The organism is Xenorhabdus griffiniae, from assembly GCF_001028135.1.
GTDB classification, from domain to species: domain Bacteria; phylum Pseudomonadota; class Gammaproteobacteria; order Enterobacterales; family Enterobacteriaceae; genus Xenorhabdus; species Xenorhabdus bakwenae.
This window is the reverse complement of record NZ_LDNM01000004.1, coordinates 1-22,414: the sequence shown is the minus strand read 5'-3', so window position 1 is coordinate 22,414 and position 22,414 is coordinate 1. Positions and strand designations below refer to the sequence as shown.

General features: G+C 43.4%; 20 protein-coding genes and 1 rRNA gene. 15 read left to right on the top strand and 6 right to left on the bottom strand.

Annotation, left to right across the window (positions count from 1 at the left end):
* Window positions 1-41: 41 nt before the first annotated feature.
* Entirely contained in the window at window positions 42-446 is a 405-nt protein-coding gene (gene hslR / locus AAY47_RS00855; RefSeq protein ID WP_152669738.1) for a ribosome-associated heat shock protein Hsp15, read from the bottom strand.
* A complete protein-coding gene (locus tag AAY47_RS00850) occupies window positions 427-2,532 on the bottom strand; it encodes an IgaA/UmoB family intracellular growth attenuator (protein WP_047766360.1) in 2,106 nt (701 codons plus the stop codon). Before AAY47_RS00850 ends, hslR begins: the two co-directional genes overlap by 20 nt.
* 359 nt (window positions 2,533-2,891) lie before the next feature.
* Between AAY47_RS00850 and nudE the strand changes: the two genes are divergently transcribed.
* Window positions 2,892-3,443 (top strand): ADP compounds hydrolase NudE, encoded by a 552-nt coding sequence (gene nudE / locus AAY47_RS00845; protein ID WP_047766359.1) that lies wholly within the window; start codon window positions 2,892-2,894, stop codon window positions 3,441-3,443.
* 329 nt (window positions 3,444-3,772) lie between these two features.
* On the opposite strand, the gene mrcA is transcribed toward nudE, so the two are convergent.
* Window positions 3,773-6,307 (bottom strand): peptidoglycan glycosyltransferase/peptidoglycan DD-transpeptidase MrcA, encoded by a 2,535-nt coding sequence (gene mrcA / locus AAY47_RS00840; protein ID WP_047766358.1) that lies wholly within the window; start codon window positions 6,305-6,307, stop codon window positions 3,773-3,775.
* 194 nt (window positions 6,308-6,501) lie between these two features.
* Here mrcA and pilM point away from each other — a divergent pair, with 194 nt between their 5' ends.
* From pilM to trpS, 11 genes are all read left to right on the top strand, one after another.
* Window positions 6,502-7,350: a type IV pilus biogenesis protein PilM gene (gene pilM / locus AAY47_RS00835; RefSeq protein ID WP_047766357.1), complete on the top strand. Its 849-nt coding sequence runs from the start codon at window positions 6,502-6,504 to the stop codon at window positions 7,348-7,350.
* Complete coding sequence (locus AAY47_RS00830) at window positions 7,347-7,898, top strand: PilN domain-containing protein (protein WP_047766356.1); 552 nt, start codon at window positions 7,347-7,349, stop codon at window positions 7,896-7,898. Before pilM ends, AAY47_RS00830 begins: the two co-directional genes overlap by 4 nt.
* On the top strand, window positions 7,888-8,442 hold the full coding sequence (locus tag AAY47_RS00825; protein ID WP_047766355.1) for a hypothetical protein: 555 nt from the start codon (window positions 7,888-7,890) through the stop codon (window positions 8,440-8,442). The genes AAY47_RS00830 and AAY47_RS00825 overlap by 11 nt, the downstream gene beginning before the upstream one ends.
* On the top strand, window positions 8,439-9,497 hold the full coding sequence (locus AAY47_RS00820) for a secretin N-terminal domain-containing protein (protein ID WP_083446757.1): 1,059 nt from the start codon (window positions 8,439-8,441) through the stop codon (window positions 9,495-9,497). Before AAY47_RS00825 ends, AAY47_RS00820 begins: the two co-directional genes overlap by 4 nt.
* A 443-nt stretch (window positions 9,498-9,940) precedes the next feature.
* Window positions 9,941-10,462 (top strand): shikimate kinase AroK, encoded by a 522-nt coding sequence (aroK, locus tag AAY47_RS00815; protein WP_038237472.1) that lies wholly within the window; start codon window positions 9,941-9,943, stop codon window positions 10,460-10,462.
* Window positions 10,463-10,507: 45 nt separating this feature from the next.
* A complete protein-coding gene (gene aroB, locus AAY47_RS00810; protein WP_047766354.1) occupies window positions 10,508-11,605 on the top strand; it encodes a 3-dehydroquinate synthase in 1,098 nt (365 codons plus the stop codon).
* 260 nt (window positions 11,606-11,865) lie between these two features.
* A complete protein-coding gene (locus AAY47_RS00805) occupies window positions 11,866-12,816 on the top strand; it encodes an SPOR domain-containing protein (RefSeq protein ID WP_047766353.1) in 951 nt (316 codons plus the stop codon).
* 85 nt (window positions 12,817-12,901) lie between these two features.
* Window positions 12,902-13,720 (top strand): adenine-specific DNA-methyltransferase, encoded by an 819-nt coding sequence (dam, locus tag AAY47_RS00800; protein WP_047766352.1) that lies wholly within the window; start codon window positions 12,902-12,904, stop codon window positions 13,718-13,720.
* 58 nt (window positions 13,721-13,778) lie between these two features.
* A complete protein-coding gene (gene rpe / locus AAY47_RS00795; protein ID WP_047766351.1) occupies window positions 13,779-14,453 on the top strand; it encodes a ribulose-phosphate 3-epimerase in 675 nt (224 codons plus the stop codon).
* A complete protein-coding gene (locus tag AAY47_RS00790; RefSeq protein WP_047766350.1) occupies window positions 14,453-15,175 on the top strand; it encodes a phosphoglycolate phosphatase in 723 nt (240 codons plus the stop codon). The genes rpe and AAY47_RS00790 overlap by 1 nt, the downstream gene beginning before the upstream one ends.
* Before the next feature lie 4 nt (window positions 15,176-15,179).
* Window positions 15,180-16,214, top strand: a complete 1,035-nt coding sequence (gene trpS, locus AAY47_RS00785) for a tryptophan--tRNA ligase (protein WP_047766349.1) — start codon at window positions 15,180-15,182, stop codon at window positions 16,212-16,214.
* A 61-nt stretch (window positions 16,215-16,275) separates the two neighbouring features.
* On the opposite strand, the gene yiiM is transcribed toward trpS, so the two are convergent.
* Entirely contained in the window at window positions 16,276-16,947 is a 672-nt protein-coding gene (yiiM, locus tag AAY47_RS00780) for a 6-hydroxyaminopurine reductase (protein ID WP_047766348.1), read from the bottom strand.
* Window positions 16,948-17,076: 129 nt separating this feature from the next.
* On the bottom strand, window positions 17,077-17,703 hold the full coding sequence (gene sodA, locus AAY47_RS00775; RefSeq protein ID WP_047766347.1) for a superoxide dismutase [Mn]: 627 nt from the start codon (window positions 17,701-17,703) through the stop codon (window positions 17,077-17,079).
* A 381-nt stretch (window positions 17,704-18,084) separates the two neighbouring features.
* Here sodA and acs point away from each other — a divergent pair, with 381 nt between their 5' ends.
* The 3 genes from acs (at window position 18,085) to actP (ending at window position 22,137) form a co-directional block, all read left to right on the top strand.
* Window positions 18,085-20,040: an acetate--CoA ligase gene (acs, locus tag AAY47_RS00770; protein WP_047766346.1), complete on the top strand. Its 1,956-nt coding sequence runs from the start codon at window positions 18,085-18,087 to the stop codon at window positions 20,038-20,040.
* A 139-nt stretch (window positions 20,041-20,179) separates the two neighbouring features.
* On the top strand, window positions 20,180-20,491 hold the full coding sequence (locus AAY47_RS00765; RefSeq protein WP_047766345.1) for a DUF485 domain-containing protein: 312 nt from the start codon (window positions 20,180-20,182) through the stop codon (window positions 20,489-20,491).
* Window positions 20,488-22,137, top strand: coding sequence for a cation/acetate symporter ActP (gene actP, locus AAY47_RS00760; RefSeq protein ID WP_047766344.1), 1,650 nt, complete (start codon window positions 20,488-20,490; stop codon window positions 22,135-22,137). The genes AAY47_RS00765 and actP overlap by 4 nt, the downstream gene beginning before the upstream one ends.
* 78 nt (window positions 22,138-22,215) lie before the next feature.
* Here the strand turns inward: actP and rrf are convergent.
* Window positions 22,216-22,331 (bottom strand): 5S ribosomal RNA (gene rrf / locus AAY47_RS00755).
* Window positions 22,332-22,414 lie beyond the last annotated feature (83 nt).

Here is a 22,414-nt window from a genome sequence, read left to right as displayed (position 1 = left end):
TTTATTAGGTGCAGCTTAAAATCGATTAAGTATCTTCCGACTCATGATAGTTTTGCGTTCTTGAATTTTATTAGTGTACGCCGTTCTTTTTTGTCTGGACGGCGATCGGGATGCGGCATCGTGAGCGCATTCATTTTACGCGCTAATGCCGTTTTTTCCCGATTGATAATGCTCTCTGCCGTTTCCTGATAAAGTTGCTGGGCTTCGGTAGCACTCCGTCTGTGACTGCACAATGCCAAGATGATCACCGTTTTTTCATCGTTTCCCTGACGCAGTTTAATCTCTGCATTCAACTCAACCAGTTTACCCGGCTTACTCCGTTGCCCATTATAATGGACTTTTCCCCCTTCAATCATTTCACGTGCGATGGAACGGGTTTTATAAAAACGGGCAGCCCACAGCCATTTATCAAGGCGAACAACCTGATCAGTGTCTGAATTCTGCATGGATATTTCTCTCATTAAAACAGTTATTATAGTATTGGGTGATTTGTTGAGGACGTCGTCGGTTCTTCTGCTTTTTCTTGATAATCAATATGACGTTGATGATCAACGTTACCAGCAAAATCGCCAGCAGCAGACAACTTCCCAGATAACGAATAATCGACGTGGAATCTGGTTCACGATGCAGCATGATATGGCGAGTCCCATTCGGATCTTCTGACAATTTTGTCACAATCCCCTCGGTTTCAAATGGTGTCTTCATCAACAGTTCTAAAAGCCCCTGTAATTCCCGCCACCGATCTAACGCTGAGTGTTCGTATATGTAGTGTGTTCGCATCGGGTATTCAACTAAAGTTTTTCCCTCATCACTCAGCAATAAAACGCCTCCCGGAGATGGGCTGTTTATAAGAATGATCATTCTATCGATCTCGCGATAGATAAATGATGCAGTAGTTGAATCAACCAGTTTTTCCAACGCATCGGCACTGACAGAACGCAGCAATACCTTAGTTCCGTCCAGCTTGCCGCTTTCTGCGGCTTTTAACAACTTGTCCCAACTTTTGGCATTTCCCAAATTGACCAATGCATTTTTCAAACGGTCACAATCAGCATCGTTTTGGCACAACTTTTGTGTTTTCAAAATGATTTGTGAAAAATTGTCGAGCAAGGCCATGCCCGATTTGGCAATGGCTGCATTCAGGCCAGGATTACTTTTACGTTCAACTGGATGTAATTGCTCACTAACTGCTGTAATCAGCGCTGAAGCACTTTCGACAACGTCAGATTCCAGCATAGGTAATGGAATTTCACTATTCCAATAGATACCCACACAATCAAATGGGGCGAATATTGTAATATTCGCTTCGGGCATGATATTGGGGGGAACATAGCACATCCCAACACCTTTGACCTTTAATACATCCCCTTCCTTCAACGGCATATTTTGTAGCTCATGAAAGCGGGTAATGACCTTGGTATTACTACCATATAACCAGGCAAAACTAAGCTGCATGGATAAGTTCACCGGCTGGTAAAAGTAAAGCAACAGCATGACAAATACAGAGAAAGCCACCAACATCACATTCTTTCTACTACGCTGATAAGGGTAGTGCTTCTCTTCTTCATGCAAAGAGAGATAGCGCCCCTGCCGCACAACATGGCAGTTGGTATAAATGTCAATATCGGTATTCTGATCAAGATCATGGGAAATATAAGGCTCCCAATGTACGGGATAAACCAGATCAATGCCGCCCAGAGAGATATTCTTTCTTTGCTCCGGCTCAAATTCGCTAAATATTCCCCATCGTTTCGGAATGCCATTGAAACAATGGATATCGGCTAATTTTCGACCGGATGGAAATCGAAAATGTGACCAAAAACTGCCCAGAAGAAACAAAAACGCCACCAGCATTAACCACGGCAACATCGGAATGGGCACAAAAAGAGCCACAAACCACAGTGATAAACCAACACACATCAGGATGCTTCCCTGAATGCCCGTTGGTTTTCGCAAACGATATTCTTCTAACGTCTCCTTGCGGATATGCAGTAATTTAGCACTCGAATTGCCATTTTTTTGAATGGAAGCATGTTCGGTTTTTGCCGTTACTCGCGTGATGAGCAAATCTTGCTGATGATCTTGCAAAAAGTGACCATTAACCGCGATGACTAGCGGTATTGATGAAGTTCGAACAATCTCAATCGTATTCCGCTGCTTGATAAATGGCTCAAACAACACAGGCAGATGTATTTCTGTCTCACCAAGATAATAGCGCCAATAGTGCTCTCCATCCGTTGCAGCAGAAAAACGGCTAATAGGATGTGTGATGGTATAGACATCAGCATGTTTAACAGGTAGTACCGGATGATCAGCCCTGTGTCTACTATTCGGTTTCATCAGAAGACGGGCATTTCGCAAGTAAGATTCTATAGCTTGGTATTCATCAGTACCCAGTTTACGGCTGGCAGTTTTAGTCATTGACTGTAGATAACACGCGTTACCAAGCCGCCTCCATCTGAAAATCAGAAAGGAAGCCATTATAATCAGGCTAATGATAAAAATAGCCAATATAATGACCAATAAGCTCATTTTTTCCCCATGCTCATAACAGCAGTACAGAGATCAGCAGAATAACAACTTCATGGAACACCCATAATCAGGTTATTCCTATTTTTCTCTTCTATTTTTAATTTTATTTACAAAAGGTTATATAATTTTTCTCATACCTTTCCATAAACTAACGTCTTTTTGCAAGAATGAGTAAGATAGCAACAAAAATACATTCAAGCGATAATCGCTATCATTTACTAACATAATCCGCCATATTAAAGCAAAGCTTGAATGCATAACCATTTCATCACAACACTTTAAAAATACAGTAATATTTAAGTTACTTGGCGCATTATTATTTTCAATTATCCAGTATATGACAGCCATCAGGGGAGAACATGATTGATCTAAAAAAACCTAAGATACTGAATATAAATGACGTTGCCCACTCTCGTTTATTCAATATTCAATCAGTTGATCTTGAATTCAGCAATGGTGTAAAACGCGTTTATGAACGAATGAAACCCGCAAATAGTGAAGCAGTTCTAATTATTCCAATTATCGGGGATGAATTAATTCTGATTCACGAATATGCCGTTGGCATCGAACAATATGAATTAGGTTTTCCAAAAGGTGCCATTGATGCTGGCGAAAGTATTTTGGAAGCCGCCAATCGTGAATTGAAGGAAGAAATTGGTTTCGGTGCAGGAAAACTGGAATTGTTGACGAAATTGACGGTGGCACCGTCCTACTTTTCCAGCAAGATGAATATCATGATTGCTCATGATCTTTACCCAGAATGTCTGAAAGGCGATGAACCCGAACCACTCGTGCAGAAACGCTGGCCAATCTCTGACATGATGTCACTATTGGAGCATCCCGATTTCAACGAAGCCAGAAATGTCAGCGCCCTATTTTTTGCTCAACGATACCTGCAAGCAAAAAAATAATAGGAAACATTAATTAATGCATTCTTTAAAAACGGGTATGCAATTGATATCCCAATACCAATTTTATACTCGTTTTAAGTGAAATACGGAGATAAAGAACAAACACCTAAACAGAGTAAGGTTTAATTTGATGCGTGTAATAATTTTAATAATATTTATGAAAAATAACTCAGCTTATTAAAAATAATAAATAAACAAATTAACTACACCTTCAAAATTAATTCGCATCATAATCATATCTTCCCCAGTAAATAACAAAAGGCCTCGCCAGTTCTCCGGCAAGGTCTTTTTATCTTCCATTTCCGTTATGTTGGTTACAGACAGATCAATCAGAATAATTCACGGCTTTCACCATTTTCAGTGATTGTCGTACCCACATCGGGTACAGCATATTCCGTCGGCTGAGTGCCATCAATGAAATACTCTTTACGGGTATTGTTACTACCGTTAGCCAGCTTGCCCGTTGCCCGATCAATTGTGACAGAAACAATGCCGGCAGGGGGTTCCATGGCTTTATCTGGAACGCCTGCCAACGCCACTTTCATAAAATCATCCCAAATTGGTTGAGCCGTTTTCGCGCCACCTTCCCCTTTTAATACCGGAGTACGTCCCAAACTTCGGCTATGTTCATCAAAGCCAATCCAGGCTGTTGCCACCCTATCCGGGCCATAACCAGAGAACCACGCATCTTTTGAGCTGTTGGTTGTCCCGGTTTTGCCACCAATATCACGGCGCTTCAAATCACGGGCAGCACGCCAGCCCGTTCCCATCCAACCCGGCTCACCAAAGATATTCGTCTTTAAGGCATCATGAATAAGGAACGCCAGCGGTGTACTGATCACGTGAGGGGCATACTGTTGATCATCCACATTAACATTTCCCGATACGCTCTCTAACTCCGGTTGAGGCAGTAAATCTGGATTTTGCGGAACCTCAGAATGCGCCACGTTCTCAATGGAATCTTCAGATAATTCGATAGAACGTGCTGTTTCACCATAAATCACCGGAATGTTTTCACATTGAGGACAAGCAATTTTAGGTTTCGCTTCAAACAGCACTTTCCCTTCATCATTTTCAATCTTGCTGATGAAGTAAGGATCAACCAGGTAACCACCGTTTGCCATCACGGCATAACCGCGTACTAACTGTAGCGGAGTAAATGAAGGGGAACCCAGAGCCAAAGATTCTGTGCGTACAACGTTTTCACCCGGTAAGCCAAAGCGCTTCAAGTAATCCGCAGCATAATCAACCCCCATCGCACGCATGGCTCGAACCATCACTACGTTTTTGGATTGTCCCAACCCCTGACGCAAACGAATTGGCCCATCGTAATTCGGTGGTGAGTTTTTCGGACGCCAATCCGTCCCGGCTCCGGCATCCCAACGGCTGATTGGCGCATCATTCATCAATGAAGCCAACGTCAACCCTTTGTCCATTGCGGCGGTATACAGGAATGGCTTGATATTGGAACCGACCTGACGCAACGATTGTGTCACACGGTTAAATTTACTCAATTCAAAATCAAATCCACCGACCAACGCTTCTATTGCACCATTCATCGGATTGATGGAAACCAGCGCTGCATTAACTTCGGGAAGTTGAGCCAACCACCAAGTATCATTGACTTTTCTGATCCAAATTTGTTCGCCTGCCCGAATAACTTCATTGACACTATGTGGTACAGCACCTTGTAAGCTGTCGGTTTTAAATGGACGTGCCCAGCGCACGCCTGCCATTGTCAACTCAACGTTGTTGCCATCCACCCGCATCACTTGTGCCTGGTTAGCGCTGGATTTCGTCACAATGGCTGGCACCAGAGGGCCATATTTAGGTAAGGTTTTCAGCTTATCGATAATCTGCGTTTGGCTCCATGCCGGCTGATTGGCTTTCCATAACACTTCTTGAGGGCCTCGGTAACCGTGACGGACATCATAGTCAATCACATTGGAACGAACCGCGTTCACAGCCGCTAACTGGGATTTACGCGTGATCGTGGTATAGACCTTATAACCCTCTGTATAGGCATTTTCTTCACCATATCGATTGATCATTTCCTGACGAGCCATTTCAGTCAGATAAGACGCAGAAAAAACAATTTGTGGAGCGTGATAACGGGCAACCAATTTTTCTTCTCTGGCTTCCTCATACTGACGCCGGGTGATATATCCCTCTTCCAGCATCCTGCCCAGTACCACATTGCGGCGACTGATCGCGCGATCATAAGAATAAAGTGGGTTAAATGTTGAAGGTGCTTTCGGCAAACCGGCAATCATCGCCATCTCACTTAATGTCAACTCGTTGACGTTTTTACCAAAATAAACATGAGCCGCAGCGCCAACACCATAAGCACGATAGCCGAGATAGATCTTGTTGAGATACAACTCCAGGATTTCATCCTTAGTTAATAATTGCTCGATCTTAATCGCCAAAAATGCCTCTTTCGCTTTACGTATCAATGTCTTCTCTCGGCTAAGAAAAAAGTTTCTCGCAAGCTGCTGAGTGATGGTACTCGCCCCTTGGGAAGCATGGCCGGAAGTGATTACCACAGAAACAGCGCGGATAACCCCGATGGGATCAACACCGTGGTGTTCATAAAAACGGTTATCTTCCGTGGCAATAAAGGCTTTCTCCATTAGGGGAGGTATTTCTGACAAGGTAAGGGGTAAACGGCGTTTTTCACCATATTGGGCTATTAATTCGCCATCAGCACTGAACACCTGCATCGGTGTTTGTAACCGGACATCCTTTAGTGTCGCAACATCAGGAAGCTGTGGCTCGATATATTTGTACAAACCAAAAATCGAGACAACTCCCAATAAAATGCAAACAACAATAAGGATCAAAAAATACTTTATGAACTTCACCTGAAATTTCTCACGCCATGTTAATCGGGCAGTTTATAAACGATCAGTACGTAGTATAAAAGACTTAGTATAAAGGAATTAGTATAAGGGCTGTACAACACTATAGATATCACCTTTACCAATCCCCTTTTCATGTCTCATTAGGTTTTCATTAATTTGATGTTTTCGTTGATAGTAGATAAGGAGATCTCTCTATGTATCCACCTAAATGGTATATCGGATTGGATATCCAGGATCATTACATTCGTGCTCTTGCCGCTATTAAACGCCGTGACGGTTGGCAACTTCGGCATTGCTGGCAATATCACTTATCCAGCGAGATTATTTCAGGAGGACGGCTACAAGATCCTGAAAAATTACGCCACATTTTAATGCAATGGCGAAAAAGACTACCTAAGAATCTTAGCCTAAGATTAGCCCTCCCTGTTCAGCAAACCTTACAGCGCCAGATCGCCTTGCCTGACCATACTGCCTTGCAGGAGCCGGAACTCGGCTGGTTTGTGCACGCCAATGCTGAAAAACAATTTCCTGCCAGTGACCTGGCGTTGGATTATCGTGTTCATGGTCAGCAGATTTGCATTAGTGCAACCCGTCAAAAAGATCTCAACCGCTGGCTGAATTTATTCGCGGAGATCAATTTATCCCTTGATGTTATTGATATTGCCCTCTGTGCATTGCGTTATGTCGCCAAATTTGCGGGAGTGCCTGACGCCAGTTGGCTGCTTCACAAACGTATAACACACTGGCTATGGGTAGCTCCTGCCAACCGACCTTTCGGTTATGGCCTGATATCTTCACAACCGGATTCCCATCTGGCGCAGATCATCAACCAGCTCCCCATCACGTCAGAAACAGAAGATTATGCAATTTATTACAGCGATGAAGAGCAATCGACATCAGTAAAAGCGATATCAGTATCAACAAAATCAGCCAATATTTGGCAACTCTTAATGGCGTTCCGTCATTATCATCCCCCGCTGCCAGATAAAACGAATGCGTTCATTATTGCCGCTGGTTTAGCGCTCAGGCCGAGTGATCAATGATGTATCAAGTCAATTTCTTACCCTGGCGGCAGAATAGGCTGAAACGCCAGTGCCAAATATGGGGAGTACTACTTTGCTTACAACTGACGTTGTGGACAGCTGTATTCGTGTTTATTTCTACGCTACAAACAAACCAGATTAGACAATATCGCGGACAATTAACGGAAATGACTCACTCATTGGCTCAATTACAACAAACTATCAGCGCAACAGACCACGCCGTGCAACAGCACCAACAATTGTCACAACGATTACGGAAAAAACGCATATTCATGGAACAGAATCAACGTTATTTACAACTCTTTCGTCAACTCCCCAATGTGTTACCAGAGAACAGTTGGCTGACTGAATTTAGTGACGACAGTGGGCAATTAATTTTTACCGCCCGCAGTCAAAACTATACCGATATCTCCAATTTGTTGGATAACCTGACTGACGATACTTCGCTTATCAATGTGCAGCTGAGGAAAATGACCACGACAGAAGATCATTTCAAGGTTTTTACCATTGATGCCAATTGGTTGACGGGAGAGTCCGATGAGAAATAATTATCTTGAATGGTTTTATCGGCCTGTCTGGCAACAGCTTGTCTTGCAACAATTGCTCATCATCTCACTGCTGTTAGGGTTCTACTTTTTAGTCTGGCAGAAAAATCGGTATGAAATTCATACCCTACAGAGCAATATTAAGCAGCAGCAACACAATGTGGTGCTATCCCGGCAGAAGCTTGCTGAGCTGCCATCTCTGCCTGAAACGCAACAGCAGATCCAGCATATGGCCACAAGCCTTACCCCAGACGGCCATCTTTCATCCTCAAAAAATAATACGACCATACTCAAACGACTGCATATACCACTAACCCACTCCGGTAGTCAGCTAATGGAATGGCAAATCCACAAAGAAAACGAACACGTTTTCTGGCATATCATGCTGTCGCTAAATTACGGCCAATTTCTCCATTTCTTGAATGAAATTCAAAAATTGCAGCCCCCGTTATTAATTAAGCACATCACAATTACACCTGCCGATGATAACCTAACGGTTCACATGGTTTTTTCAGACACCGCTTTTTCAGATAAGGAGAAATCATGAACCGCCATCCTTTGATTCTCCTAATCTGTCTCTTATTTCCCCTATTCGGTTTTACCGGAGAAGAACCCAATTCTGAAATGCCAATAAGAGATCCGTTCCAGCCTCCAATAATAGAGAATGCAACTGACTTTTCTCCGGCAGAGCAAAATGAGCAAGAACAAGAGATCGAGTATCAGGCTATTACTTTGCAATACGCCGATGCAGGGCAAGTGGCAGAACAATTACAGCAAAATCATCCTGCGCTACTGACAAAATGGGGAAAAGTTGAACATGATCCCTTAACCAACAGTCTGATCCTGGAAGATAAATTTGATGCCATTACTCGTATTAAAAACTGGCTGAAAGAAGTCGATACCCCACAGCAACAAGTACAGATCACTGCCCATATTGTTACCAGCAGTCAGGAAGCACTGCATGAATTGGGGATCCACTGGGGAATAAACGCCGATCCGCATAATCAATCAATAGGCCTAAACCGCTTAAATCTTCATCAACCCGCAGGCAACCAGCGCCATCGGTTGGTACTGAATACCGCCCGCATTCATGCAAACTTACTCGAGCTGGAACTCAGTGCACTAGAGCAGGAAAACCAGCTTGATATCATTGCCAGCCCACGACTAACCGCTTCACACCAGCAAACAGCCAGTATCAAGCAAGGTTCTGATATTCCCTATATTGTTCAGGACAAGGACAAAACTACCGTTCAATTTAAAGAGGCGGTATTGGGCATGGAAGTTACGCCCCATATTTTAAGGCAGGGAAAAATCCGGCTCGCGCTGAAAATTAGTCAGAATGCCCCCGGTTTTCCCATCAACCAAGGCGGAAATGAAAATTTGTCCATCGATAAACAAGAGATAATAACCCACGTTACAATTAAAAATGGGGAGACCTTGATTCTCGGAGGGATCTTTCAACAGAAAAAAACCGCAAGTTTACAAAAAGTTCCTTATTTATCAGATCTTCCCCTATTGGGGGCATTATTTAACCAAAAAGGAGAGCAACATAGCCGCCGGGAACTCGTCATTTTTATCACGCCTCAACTGACCGATATTTAACCAATGAAAAATATAATATAAAAATCAATCAATTAATAACGTAATTGTGTTTTTTCTGTCAAAACACCTACCGTTTTTCTTGGTCTGGCCTGTTTATGGATTTGACGCTGAGAGTAATTTAGCATACAAGGATTAACTAATTGAGTGAGCAGATCTAATATCGCAAGCAAGAGCTTATACCCAATAGATGGCAAATTGCAGCAAAACAGCAAGTTGTAGGATGGAAGGTAGATACAATAGGCTCTCAATTGGCCAGCAAAAGCATGAACCCGATGTTTGAGTTCGTGCGAAATTTATATAGTTGCAATACAGGCTGATGTGCTGAGATAATTTTCATATCTGATCTCACATTATCACTCATGAGGTTTCAGTTTAGGTCCCGTGGCTAATCTGATTGGCGGGGCGGGTTATCATTAACAAACAGTCTTAGTAATACCAAAAACATGGCAGAGAAACGCAATATCTTTCTGGTTGGGCCTATGGGTGCCGGCAAAAGCACTATTGGTCGTCAGTTAGCTCAGCAACTCAATATGGAGTTTTACGACTCTGATCAAGAAATTGAGCGACGTACCGGAGCTGACGTGGGCTGGGTATTTGATGTGGAAGGCGAAGAAGGCTTCCGCGATCGCGAAGAAAAAATAATAAACGAACTGACTGAAAAACAAGGCATCGTATTGGCTACTGGAGGGGGTTCTGTTAAATCAAAAGAAACCCGCAATCGCCTGTCTGCCCGTGGTGTGGTCGTCTATTTAGAAACAACCATCGAAAAACAGTTGGCTCGTACCCAGCGCGATAAAAAACGCCCTTTACTTCAAGTTGATGCACCAGCACGCGAAGTTTTAGAGAATTTGGCTGATGAGCGCAATCCTCTTTATGAGGAAATTGCTGACGTGACTATTCGCACAGATGAGCAAAGCGCCAAAGTCGTCGCTAACCAAATCATTGAACTACTGGAAAAAAACTGATTATAGCGAGTCCGCACAGCGGCAAACGATAAGGCGAAAGCTGATATGGAACAAGTGACTGTTACGTTAGGTGAAAGAAGCTATCCAATTACCATAGCCGAAGGGCTATTTTCTGACAGTGAGGCATTCAAGCCCCTGCAAGCGGGTCAACAGGTCATGATAGTGACCAATGAGACGCTTGCTCCCCTGTATCTCGAACAGGTGAAATCCACATTGCAGAGAATGGATCTTCGGGTAAATGAAGTTATCTTGCCTGACGGTGAACAGCACAAATCACTTTTTGTGCTCAATGACATTTTTTCCGCCTTGCTGGAAAAGAATCATGGCCGTGACACAACGCTTATCGCCCTTGGTGGTGGTGTAATCGGTGATATGACGGGGTTTGCCGCAGCTAGCTATCAACGCGGTGTTCGTTTTATCCAAGTACCCACCACACTGCTCTCTCAGGTTGACTCTTCCGTCGGTGGAAAAACAGGAGTCAACCACCCCCTCGGCAAAAACATGATAGGCGCTTTCTACCAGCCCACTTCGGTTATTGTCGATCTCAATTGCCTGAAAACATTACCGGCTCAAGAGTTACATTCAGGTCTGGCTGAAGTGATTAAATATGGCATTATTCTGGATGGCGAATTCTTTCGCTGGCTTGAAGAGAATATTGAGAAATTACTGGCTCTCGACAGTCAGGTAATGGCTTATTGCATCCGTCGTTGCTGCGAACTCAAAGCGTTGGTTGTTGCGGCTGATGAACAAGAACGCAGTGGAATGCGGGCACTGTTAAACCTCGGTCATACCTTTGGACATGCGATTGAGGCTGAAATGGGTTATGGCGTCTGGCTGCATGGTCATGCTGTTGCGGCGGGTATGGTGATGGCGGCCAGAGCATCTGAACTTGTCGGCACCTTCTCAAAACAGGACACCCAACGGATCATCCGCTTGCTGGAACGAGCAGAATTACCTGTCAATGGCCCTGAAGCAATGTCCCCTGATGCCTATCTACCTCATATGATGCGTGACAAAAAAGTTTCTGCCGGAAAACTGCATCTGGTACTGCCAACCGCGATTGGGGAAGCAAAACTTCGTTCTGATATTGGGAAAGAAGTTATATTGGATGCCGTTCGTCTATCTCAGCCATCCCCTCGTTAGATACTTGATACTCTCTAATTAATCCCAACTTATTGCTCTGGCAGTGAATTTTACTGCCAGGCTGAAATTGGGAAGATGAAGGGAATTTCTGGATATGGCAAAATTTGCGCTGATAATAAAAGCTGAATGATGAATTATCCTCTAGCTGTTATGCTATACAATAGCTAGATTATCAAATAAAGCATCATCGGTTTTAGTTAGGTCAGACTGCCAAACCTCTTCAATAACAATTGGCAGAACTATCTCTGTTGGGAGGGCATGTGGACGAATTAAAATCAGAAAACAAACAAAAAACAGAAAGTGAATTAAAGCCTGATACTTCTGATCGCAATCTTCAGCGCTCCAGAAGCCAGTTCAATCAACCTAAGCTCGCAATATCCCGCCAACAAATAATGATTGGTGTTGGTATTCTGGTACTTTTGCTTCTGATTATTGCTATCAGCTCCGCATTGAAATCACCCACTGAGCATGAAAAACAGCAATCACAGCACAATGCCTCGGAAAAGAGTATTAACCTTTCTGGTTCTGGTTCTTCTTCACTTTCGACCAATTTCCCTGACAGCGAGCAAGAAAACCCGTCAGAACCAACAACTCATGGCGCACGTGAAATCAGTCCACCACCAATTAATAGTACGCCAAGTAAAGATCTTCCTGCCGAAACTGGGACGGGTGGCTACAACCAGCGCATAGAGTTACCCGGTGATATTACTGATGCTTTAAATCAACAACAAAGCACCATTAATCATTCTGTGCAAAACAATCTGACACAACCGCAGGCCAAACCCACTAAACCAACGGTAACATCACCTGTTGAGCCAAGCAAACCAGAGAAGGTTACGCCACCCAAAATAGAGAATAAGGCCAAAGAAGACAATCACGCCAAAGCAGCTGGTCAATATCAGGCCAATAAAAAGAGCGTCGCCGATGCTGGGGGTGATTTGCTGAAAGCACCCGCAAATCGATTCACACTACAATTGAGTAGTGCCGGCCGTTCTGATACCTTAAGCGCCTTCGCGGAAAAAAATAACATTATAAATTACAAGGTTTATGAAACTAAACGCGATGGAAAAACATGGTTTATCTTGATCCACGGTAGTTATCGTTCTGTTTCTGATGCTAAAAGGGCCATTTCCTCACTGCCTGCTGAAGTTCAGGCTAAAAAGCCTTGGGTCAGAAAACTACAACAAGTTCAGCAAGATCTGAAAAAATAAAACTATTTTGATTAGGCGCTGATATGCTGTCCTAAACAGAGTACAATCTGCGGCTCTGAAATTATTGAATAACTAATTTGACGGCATGAAAAAAAAACGCGCTTTCTTAAAATGGGCCGGTGGAAAATACCCCTTAGTAGATGATATTAAACATTATCTACCAGAGGGCGATTGCTTGATTGAGCCATTTGTTGGCGCAGGCTCGGTATTTCTCAATACCGATTATGATTTTTACATTTTGTCAGATATCAATAACGATCTGATCAATCTGTACAATGCCGTAAAATCTCGTGCGGATGAATTTATTAGTCATGTCCGTCCATTATTTTCATCGGAGTTCAACACTGCCGAAAACTTCTATCGCCTGCGAGAAGAGTTTAACAAAAGCAATGATCCCTTTCGCCGCAGTATGCTGTTTCTTTACCTGAATCGCCACTGCTATAACGGCCTTTGTCGCTATAATTCACGAGGTGAATTTAACGTTCCTTTTGGCCGCTATAAAAAGCCTTATTTTCCTGAAAATGAGCTTTACTGGTTTGCTGAAAAGTCCCAAAAGGCAACGTTCATCTGCCAACATTACGAAATAGCATTGAATAATGCTTCAACGGGTTCGGTGGTTTATTGTGATCCTCCGTATGCCCCGCTTTCGGCTACGGCCAATTTTACCGCCTACCATACAAATAGCTTTAACCTTCTCGATCAGGAAAAGCTAGCACATATCGCCTATTATATCTCGTCTCAAAAAGACATTCCGGTGCTCATATCTAACCATGACACACCGATGACACGAGAATGGTATCATCAGGCTTCCCTTTACATTGTTAAAGCCCGCCGGACAATCAGCAGAAATATTCTTGCCCGCAGTAAAGTTGATGAACTTTTGGCGTTATACTGCCAGAAGTGATTAAGGTTCCCAGCCCCTGAAATAATGGGGATAAAACAATGAATTGGAGAAGATAACAATGAAGAAAGACTTTCTGATTGCCCCATCCATTCTATCCGCAGATTTTGCCCGATTAGGTGAAGATACCGCTAAGGTTCTGGCAGCAGGCGCTGATGTTGTGCACTTTGATGTTATGGATAACCATTACGTGCCAAATTTGACGATTGGTTCAATGGTCTGCCAGGCACTGCGCGACTATGGCATTACTGCGCCCATTGATGTTCACCTAATGGTAAAACCGGTTGATCGCATTATTCCTGATTTTGCCAAGGCGGGTGCAACCTATATTACTTTCCATCCCGAAGCGAGTGAGCATGTCGATCGCACACTGCAACTTATCAAGGAACATGGCTGCAAAGCGGGTTTGGTCTTCAACCCAGCAACCCCGCTTAGCTATCTTGATTATGTATTAGATAAGTTGGATGTGATTCTGTTGATGTCTGTTAACCCAGGTTTCGGTGGTCAGTCTTTTATTCCTGAAACACTGAAAAAATTGCATCAGGTACGCAAAATCATTGATGACAGCGGATACGATATCCGTCTTGAAGTTGATGGGGGTATCAAACCCAATAATATTGCTGAGGCGGCTCAAGCTGGCGCAGATATGTTCGTTGCCGGCTCTGCTATTTTCAGTCAGCCAGATTATAAAGCAGTTATTGATGAGATGCGCCGCGAATTATCGAAGGTAGCATAATGAAAAATGACGTCGTAAAAGGAATTCGTGCCATTGCATTTGATTTGGATGGCACACTGGTGGACAGTGCCGGCGGTCTGGCTGATGCTTTGGATCAGGCTCTGATGGCCAAAGGCTTACCCGCTGCGGGCAAAGAACACGTCACCGTCTGGATAGGCAATGGTGCTGATGTCATGGTTGAACGCGCATTAAAATGGGCTGGAGCAGAACTGTCTGCCAAATTGCATAGTGAAACACGCAAGCTGTTTGATGCATTTTATGAAACCAGTGTAACCACAGGCAGCCAACTGTTTCCCCAGGTAAAAGAGACCTTGGCAGAACTGGCAAAACACCATTTGCCGATGGCGATTGTTACGAACAAACCCACCCCTTTTATTGCTCCATTGCTGGAATCATTAGGTATCAGTGAATATTTTTCATTAGTACTGGGTGGTGACGATGTTAAAGAGAAAAAGCCTCATCCCGCACCACTCTATCTAACAATGGGTATGTTTGGTTTGCATAAAGAAGAATTGCTTGTTGTTGGTGATTCCCGTAATGATATTTTGGCGGCACAAGCCGCTGGTTGCCCGTGTATTGGCTTAACCTATGGATATAACTATGGCGAGTCGATAGCATCAAGCCACCCAAATTATGTATTGGACCATTTTTCGGATTTACTCCCAATTATTGGACTATCCACTTTGAACCCGTTATCCAGTCTGAAAATACAGGAAGCTTAATAAAATGAATGAACCCACTGCAATAAAACCAAACTCCCAAAAACCTATTGTATTCAGCGGCGCACAACCCTCCGGTGAATTGACCATCGGTAACTATATGGGGGCGTTACGTCAGTGGGTTAAAATGCAAGATGAATACGATTGCATCTATTGCATCGTTAACCAGCATGCCATTACTGTGCGTCAAGATCCCAATGAACTGAAAAAACGCACGCTGGATACGCTGGCACTTTACCTTGCCTGTGGTATTGATCCAAAGAAAAGCACCATCTTCGTTCAGTCACATGTTCCACAACATTCCCAGTTAAGCTGGGTGCTGAACTGCTACACTTATTTCGGTGAACTTAGCCGCATGACCCAGTTCAAGGATAAATCAGCCCGTCATGCAGAAAATATCAATGCCGGCCTGTTTGATTATCCGGTTCTAATGGCTGCTGATATTTTGCTTTATCAGGCTAATCAGATCCCTGTGGGTATTGACCAAAAGCAACACCTTGAATTAACCCGTGATTTGGCGCTGCGGTTTAACGCTTTATACGGCGATATTTTCACTGTTCCAGAGCCATTCATTCCGACAGGTGGCGCACGCGTAATGTCATTGCAAGATCCGAGCAAGAAAATGTCGAAGTCGGATGATAACCGCAATAACGTCATTGCCCTGCTGGAAGATCCTAAATCCGTCGTCAAGAAAATTAAACGTGCGGTTACCGATTCTGATGAGCCACCTTGCGTACGTTATGATCAGGAAAACAAACCCGGCGTTTCCAACTTACTGGATATCCTCGCGGGTGTAACAGGTAAAACTATTCCTGAATTAGAAGCCGAGTTTACCGGTAAAATGTACGGCCATTTGAAAGGAGCCGTCGCAGAGGCTGTCAGTGAAATGCTGACAGGCTTACAGGAACGTTTCCATCATTTCCGTAACGATGAAGCCTTACTTAACCAAATCATGGCAGAAGGTGCGGCAAAGGCTCAGGCTCGTGCCCAGGCAACCCTGGATAAAGTCTATGAAGCGGTAGGTTTGATTGCTCATCCGTAACAGCTGACCTTAGATGAATGCCAAAGGGGATCCCATTCTCCCCCTTTGGCATATAGATTCCTTAATGACCCAATAAACGACGATTAAAATCCTCGATTTTTCCATGCAATATGCGCTTTTGCATCGTTAGATTCCAACTGGCAGACAGCCCAGCTGCCCCCATTAAACGCCGAAACAGCTCTTCATCAAATGGATTATGAAAAGCAATGGAAATGGCTTCCTTAACAGAAACATCGCTATTACGGCTTAACAGTTTTATCGGTTCACCAGCATTAACCAAACCCGGAGAGATAACACGATATAACCAGCCACAGCGCCCATTATTTTGCATTATCGCAGCAAACTCACTGATATTTGTAATAAAATTGAGTTTATAACAAGGAGAGCGTGGTTGAGTTACTTGAATCAGAGCTTCATCCCATTGGAAAATATCACCAATATAGACATTATCTTCTGTCATTCCTTCTGTGGATATATTCTCACCAAACAAGGGAGAGACAAATAATTCCATCAATTCAGGAAATTGCCTTTTCCAAAATAGGTAATGTTCTCTTGGATAATGGCAAAGTGCACGATCAGCGCCACCATGAAAACGAGTTTCCGCTTGTTCATCGCCTTCTAACCCAAGAGAGGTTAGCTGTAAACGACCATTCACCACCAGTTTATTGATCGCACTGAAATCCAGTGTTTCTGACGATGATATTTTGCCTCTATATATTTGTGGATAATACATTCTTTATTCCCTCTCAATGAGCTGGTGAAGATGAACACGTATTATCCTGGCATAATAGCCAAGATTACAGGCAATAAAAATGCTGGTCACAGCGATGACCAGCATTCTTGTGAAAAAATAATTGAAAGATTATTTCGTTTTTTCTTCGTAACGTTTTGCCGCTTCATCCCAGTTGACTACATGCCAAAATGCTTTGATGTAATCAGGGCGGCGATTCTGATATTTCAGGTAATAAGCATGTTCCCATACATCCAGACCCACAATCGGGTAACCAGAAGCACCGGCTATTTCTTCACCCATCAGTGGGCTATCCTGATTGGCTGTTGAAACAACTGCAAGTTTGCCATCTTCTTTCAGTACCAACCAAGCCCAGCCAGAACCAAAGCGAGTTGCTGCCGCTTGTTCAAATTTTTCCTTGAAACTGTCGATACTGCCAAAATCACGCTCAATCGCGGTTTTCAAGGCACCATCCAAGACTGTACCTAATTTTAAACCCTGCCAAAACAGGCTATGGTTTGAGTGACCACCTGCATTGTTGCGAATAAAAGTGCGTTTATCGGCTGGAATTTTATCAAGCTGCTGAATGAGATCATCAATATCAAGTTTGCTTAATTCCGGGAAGGTTTCCAGAGCAGTATTCGTGTTAGTAACATACGTCTGATGGTGTTTAGTATAGTGAATTTCCATCGTTTGTTTATCGAAATGAGGCTCTAGCGCATCATAGGAGTAAGGTAGAGAAGGCAATGAATGGCTCATATCATATCTCCAGTTGTTTAGAATTTAGAATATATAAAGTTCACACCTTGTGAACAACATGATTATTATAGTGAATTGAACAATAATGAAAATGATTATCAATTCCATGTTATTACTATGGTTTTCTTTATACATTCACGTTTCATGCCTCCTCATAGATAAAAATATCAATAATAAACTTAAATAACAGAATATAAATCCAATAAAAATAATAAACTCATTACTTAGTATTGCTTAATATCTACAGCATTAAATGATCATTCCATAAAATTCATTCTCTTTATTGCGTGATCTTCCGCGCAAAAAAGAAACAAAAACTCTTCTCATACTTTAGTTAACCTTGTTTTGACATAGTATTAACAATTGCAAGGAGATAAAAATATGACTCAAATAATCAAGCATCTTATTCCTGCTGATATTGCAGATACAGCCCTGATAAGCAAGCAACAGTACCTACATGACTATCAAAGGTCATTGCAAGACCCAGAGGGCTTCTGGGGTGAAAAAGGTAAAGTAGTTGACTGGATTAAGCCTTACACCAAGGTCAAAAATACCTCTTTCGATCCTGGGCATATCAGCATCCGTTGGTTTGAAGATGGCACCCTGAACTTAAGTGCCAACTGTCTTGATCGCCATTTGCAAGAGCGAGGTGATCAAACCGCCATTATATGGGAAGGAGATAATCCCGCAGAATCCCGCCATGTTACCTATCGAGAATTACATCATGACGTCTGCCAATTTGCTAATGTGTTGAAAAAGCTGGAGATCAAAAAAGGCGATGTTGTTGCTATCTATATGCCAATGGTGCCAGAAGCCGCCGTCGCAATGTTGGCCTGTGCCCGTATCGGAGCGATCCATTCCGTCATTTTTGGTGGTTTCTCTCCTGATGCCATCGCGGGCCGAGTTATCGATTCCAACGCTAAACTCGTGGTTACCGCAGATGAAGGCTTGCGAGCGGGCCGCACAATCCCATTGAAAAAAAATGTCGATGAGGCTCTGAACCATTCTGACGTGACTAGTGTCACTAATGTGGTTGTTTTCAGACGTACCGGAAATACCAAAAACTGGAATGACAATCGTGATTTATGGTGGCATGAACTGACCGAGAGTGTGAGTGCTGAGTGTCCTGCTGAAGAAATAGGTGCCGAAGATCCATTATTCATTCTTTATACTTCAGGCTCTACAGGTAAACCTAAAGGTGTCCTGCATACGACTGGCGGTTATTTAGTCTACGCGTCTTTAACGTTTAAATACACGTTTGATTATCGACCGGGGGAGATTTACTGGTGTACAGCCGACATAGGCTGGGTAACAGGGCATAGCTACCTGCTATATGGACCTTTGTCTTGTGGTGCCACGACGCTAATGTTTGAAGGTGTCCCCAACTATCCCGATGTTAACCGTCTTTGTCAGGTGGTTGATAAGCATAAAGTGAATATTCTTTATACTGCGCCAACCGCCATCAGGGCATTGATGGCCGAAGGTGATAAAGCCATAGAAGGAACTAAGCGTACGTCATTGCGCATTATGGGTTCTGTGGGCGAACCCATTAACCCAGAAGCATGGGAATGGTACTACAAAAAAATAGGCAACAGTAAATGTCCTATCGTAGATACATGGTGGCAAACCGAAACCGGTGGATTCATGATCACACCGCTACCAGGCGCTACCGATCTCAAAGCAGGCTCCGCCACTCTGCCATTTTTTGGTATTAGTCCGGCCCTGGTTGATAATTCCGGTGAAATTTTAGCGGGTGTGAGTGAAGGCAACCTGGTTATCACGGATTCCTGGCCAGCACAGGCACGAACTTTGTATGGCGATCACGAGCGTTTTGAACAGACTTATTTTTCCACTTTCAAGGGAATGTATTTCAGTGGCGATGGCGCTCGACGTGATGAAGATGGCTATTACTGGATCACTGGCCGTGTTGATGATGTTCTGAATATTTCAGGCCATCGTTTGGGAACCGCAGAAATTGAATCAGCCTTAGTTGCATACCCAAAAATCGCTGAAGCTGCTGTTGTTGGTATCCCTCATCATATCAAAGGACAAGCTATTTACGCCTACGTCACGCTAGTTCATGGTGAAGAGCCTTCCCCTGAATTGTATACCGAGGTCAGAGATTGGGTTCGTAAAGAAATCGGTCCAATTGCAACACCTGATATCCTTCATTGGACAGACTCTCTGCCCAAAACACGTTCCGGGAAAATTATGCGGCGTATTTTGCGCAAGATTGCTTCTGGTGATACCAGTAACTTAGGAGATACCTCCACGCTGGCCGATCCGGGCGTTGTTGAAAAACTGCTGGAAGAAAAGCAATCCATCAATATGTCGTAAAACATATGCGCCGTCGTAAGGCGGCCTGATAACGCATCACCAAAAGTGCCGAGCCGTACAGGGACCTGACTAATAGTCAAATTCCCTCGGATATGGTGGGCTTAAGGTGTGACGTTTAAAATCAACAGGAGATACTCCAATGAGTGACGGCATTTATCAAGAGATTGAAAATAATCCCCGCTTTAAGGAGTTAGTTAAGAAGCGAGGGCGTTTTGCCTGGCAGTTATCCATCATTATGTTAGTGCTTTATGTTAGTTTTATTTTCCTTATTGCTTTTGCTCCTGAATGGCTTGGGACACCACTTCATGAAAACACCAGTATGACACGGGGAATTCCTGTAGGAGTTGGGATTATTTTCATATCTTTCATACTGACCGGAATTTATGTAATCAGGGCGAATAGTGAATTTGATCGTCTGACGTCAACTATTCTCAACGAGGTGAGAAAATGAAAAAAATCGTATTACTATTTTCTTTCCTCTTCCCTATCTTGGCTCAAGCAAATACCATTTCAGGTAATGTAGAAAAACAACCGTTGAATATTCAGGCAATTATCATGTTCCTGTTATTCGTCGGGTTAACGCTTGGTATTACTTACTGGGCTTCAAAGCGGACTATTTCACGTTCAGATTACTATACCGCTGGCGGACGTATTACTGGTTTCCAGAATGGGATGGCAATAGCAGGTGACTATATGTCAGCCGCCTCGTTTCTGGGAATTTCAGCGTTAGTTTATACCTCTGGCTATGATGGGTTGATCTATTCCATTGGCTTTCTCGTTGGCTGGCCAATAATTCTATTCCTCATTGCCGAAAGATTAAGAAATTTGGGGCGTTACACCTTTGCGGATGTCGCTTCTTATCGGCTGAAGCAACGTCCCATCCGTACCTTATCCGCAATGGGTTCGTTAGTTGTTGTTGCGCTATATCTAATAGCTCAGATGGTCGGAGCCGGAAAACTGATCGAGTTACTATTCGGATTAAATTATTACGTCGCTGTTGTCTTGGTCGGTATTTTGATGGTGCTTTATGTCTTATTTGGTGGAATGCTGGCGACAACATGGGTTCAGATTATTAAAGCAATTCTGTTGCTGGCAGGAGCAACATTCATGGCTTTGATGGTCATGAAAGTAGTTAATTTCAATTTTCATACCCTGTTTAAAGAAGCCATTGCGGTACATTCCCTTGGGCCTGCCATTATGAGTCCTGGCGGATTGGTATCAGATCCTATCTCTGCACTCTCTTTAGGATTGGCATTGATGTTCGGTACTGCAGGATTGCCCCATATTGTCATGCGGTTTTTTACCGTCAGTGATGCTAAAGAAGCCCGTAAAAGTGTTTTCTATGCAACAGGCTTTATCGGCTATTTTTATATCCTGACGTTTATTATCGGATTTGGTGCAATTCTATTGGTCAGCGCCAATCCTTCTTTCAAAGACACAACTGGCGCATTAATTGGTGGTACAAATATGGCTGCTGTCCATCTGGCAAATGCCGTTGGCGGTGATTTTTTCCTTGGTTTTATCTCTGCTGTTGCTTTTGCCACTATTTTAGCTGTAGTAGCCGGGTTAACATTAGCAGGTGCTTCCGCAGTATCCCATGATCTCTATGCAAATGTGATTAAACGGGGAAAAGCTAATGAGCGAGATGAGCTAAAAGTCTCCAAAATTACCGTCGTTATTCTGGGAGTGGTTGCCATTAGCTTGGGTATTTTATTCGAAAAACAAAACATTGCCTTTATGGTCGGTTTGGCTTTCTCCATTGCCGCAAGTTGTAATTTCCCTATTATTTTATTGTCTATGTACTGGAGCAAGCTGACTACACGCGGAGCGTTAGTTGGCGGATGGTTGGGGTTACTGACAGCAGTTGTATTAATGATTCTAGGCCCTACGATCTGGGTTAGCATTCTTGGTCATGAGAAGCCAATTTATCCTTATGAATATCCAGCTCTGTTTTCCATGTTTATCGCATTTATCGGAGCATGGTTATCTTCGATTACCGATACTTCGGCACAAGGAATGCAGGAAAGGGAAATGTTTCGCAGTCAGTTTATTCGTTCACAAACGGGTATTGGTATGGAACAAGGAAAAGTGCATTAACTTATGGTTAATTATTTCGGTTTTTCCTAAACGCAAAAAAGCCATCCGGTGACGGATGGCTTTTCTGACTAAATGAATGTCTGGCAGTGTCCTACTCTCACATGGGGAGACCCCACACTACCATCGGCGCTACGGCGTTTCACTGCTGAGTTCGGCATGGGGTCAGGTGGTCCCACCGCGCTATTACCGCCAGACAAATTCTGTCTTCAATCCCGAACAAGCTGTTTTTTATTCTGAAACCCTCTCAAATCCCCAAAACACCTTCGGTGTTGTCAGG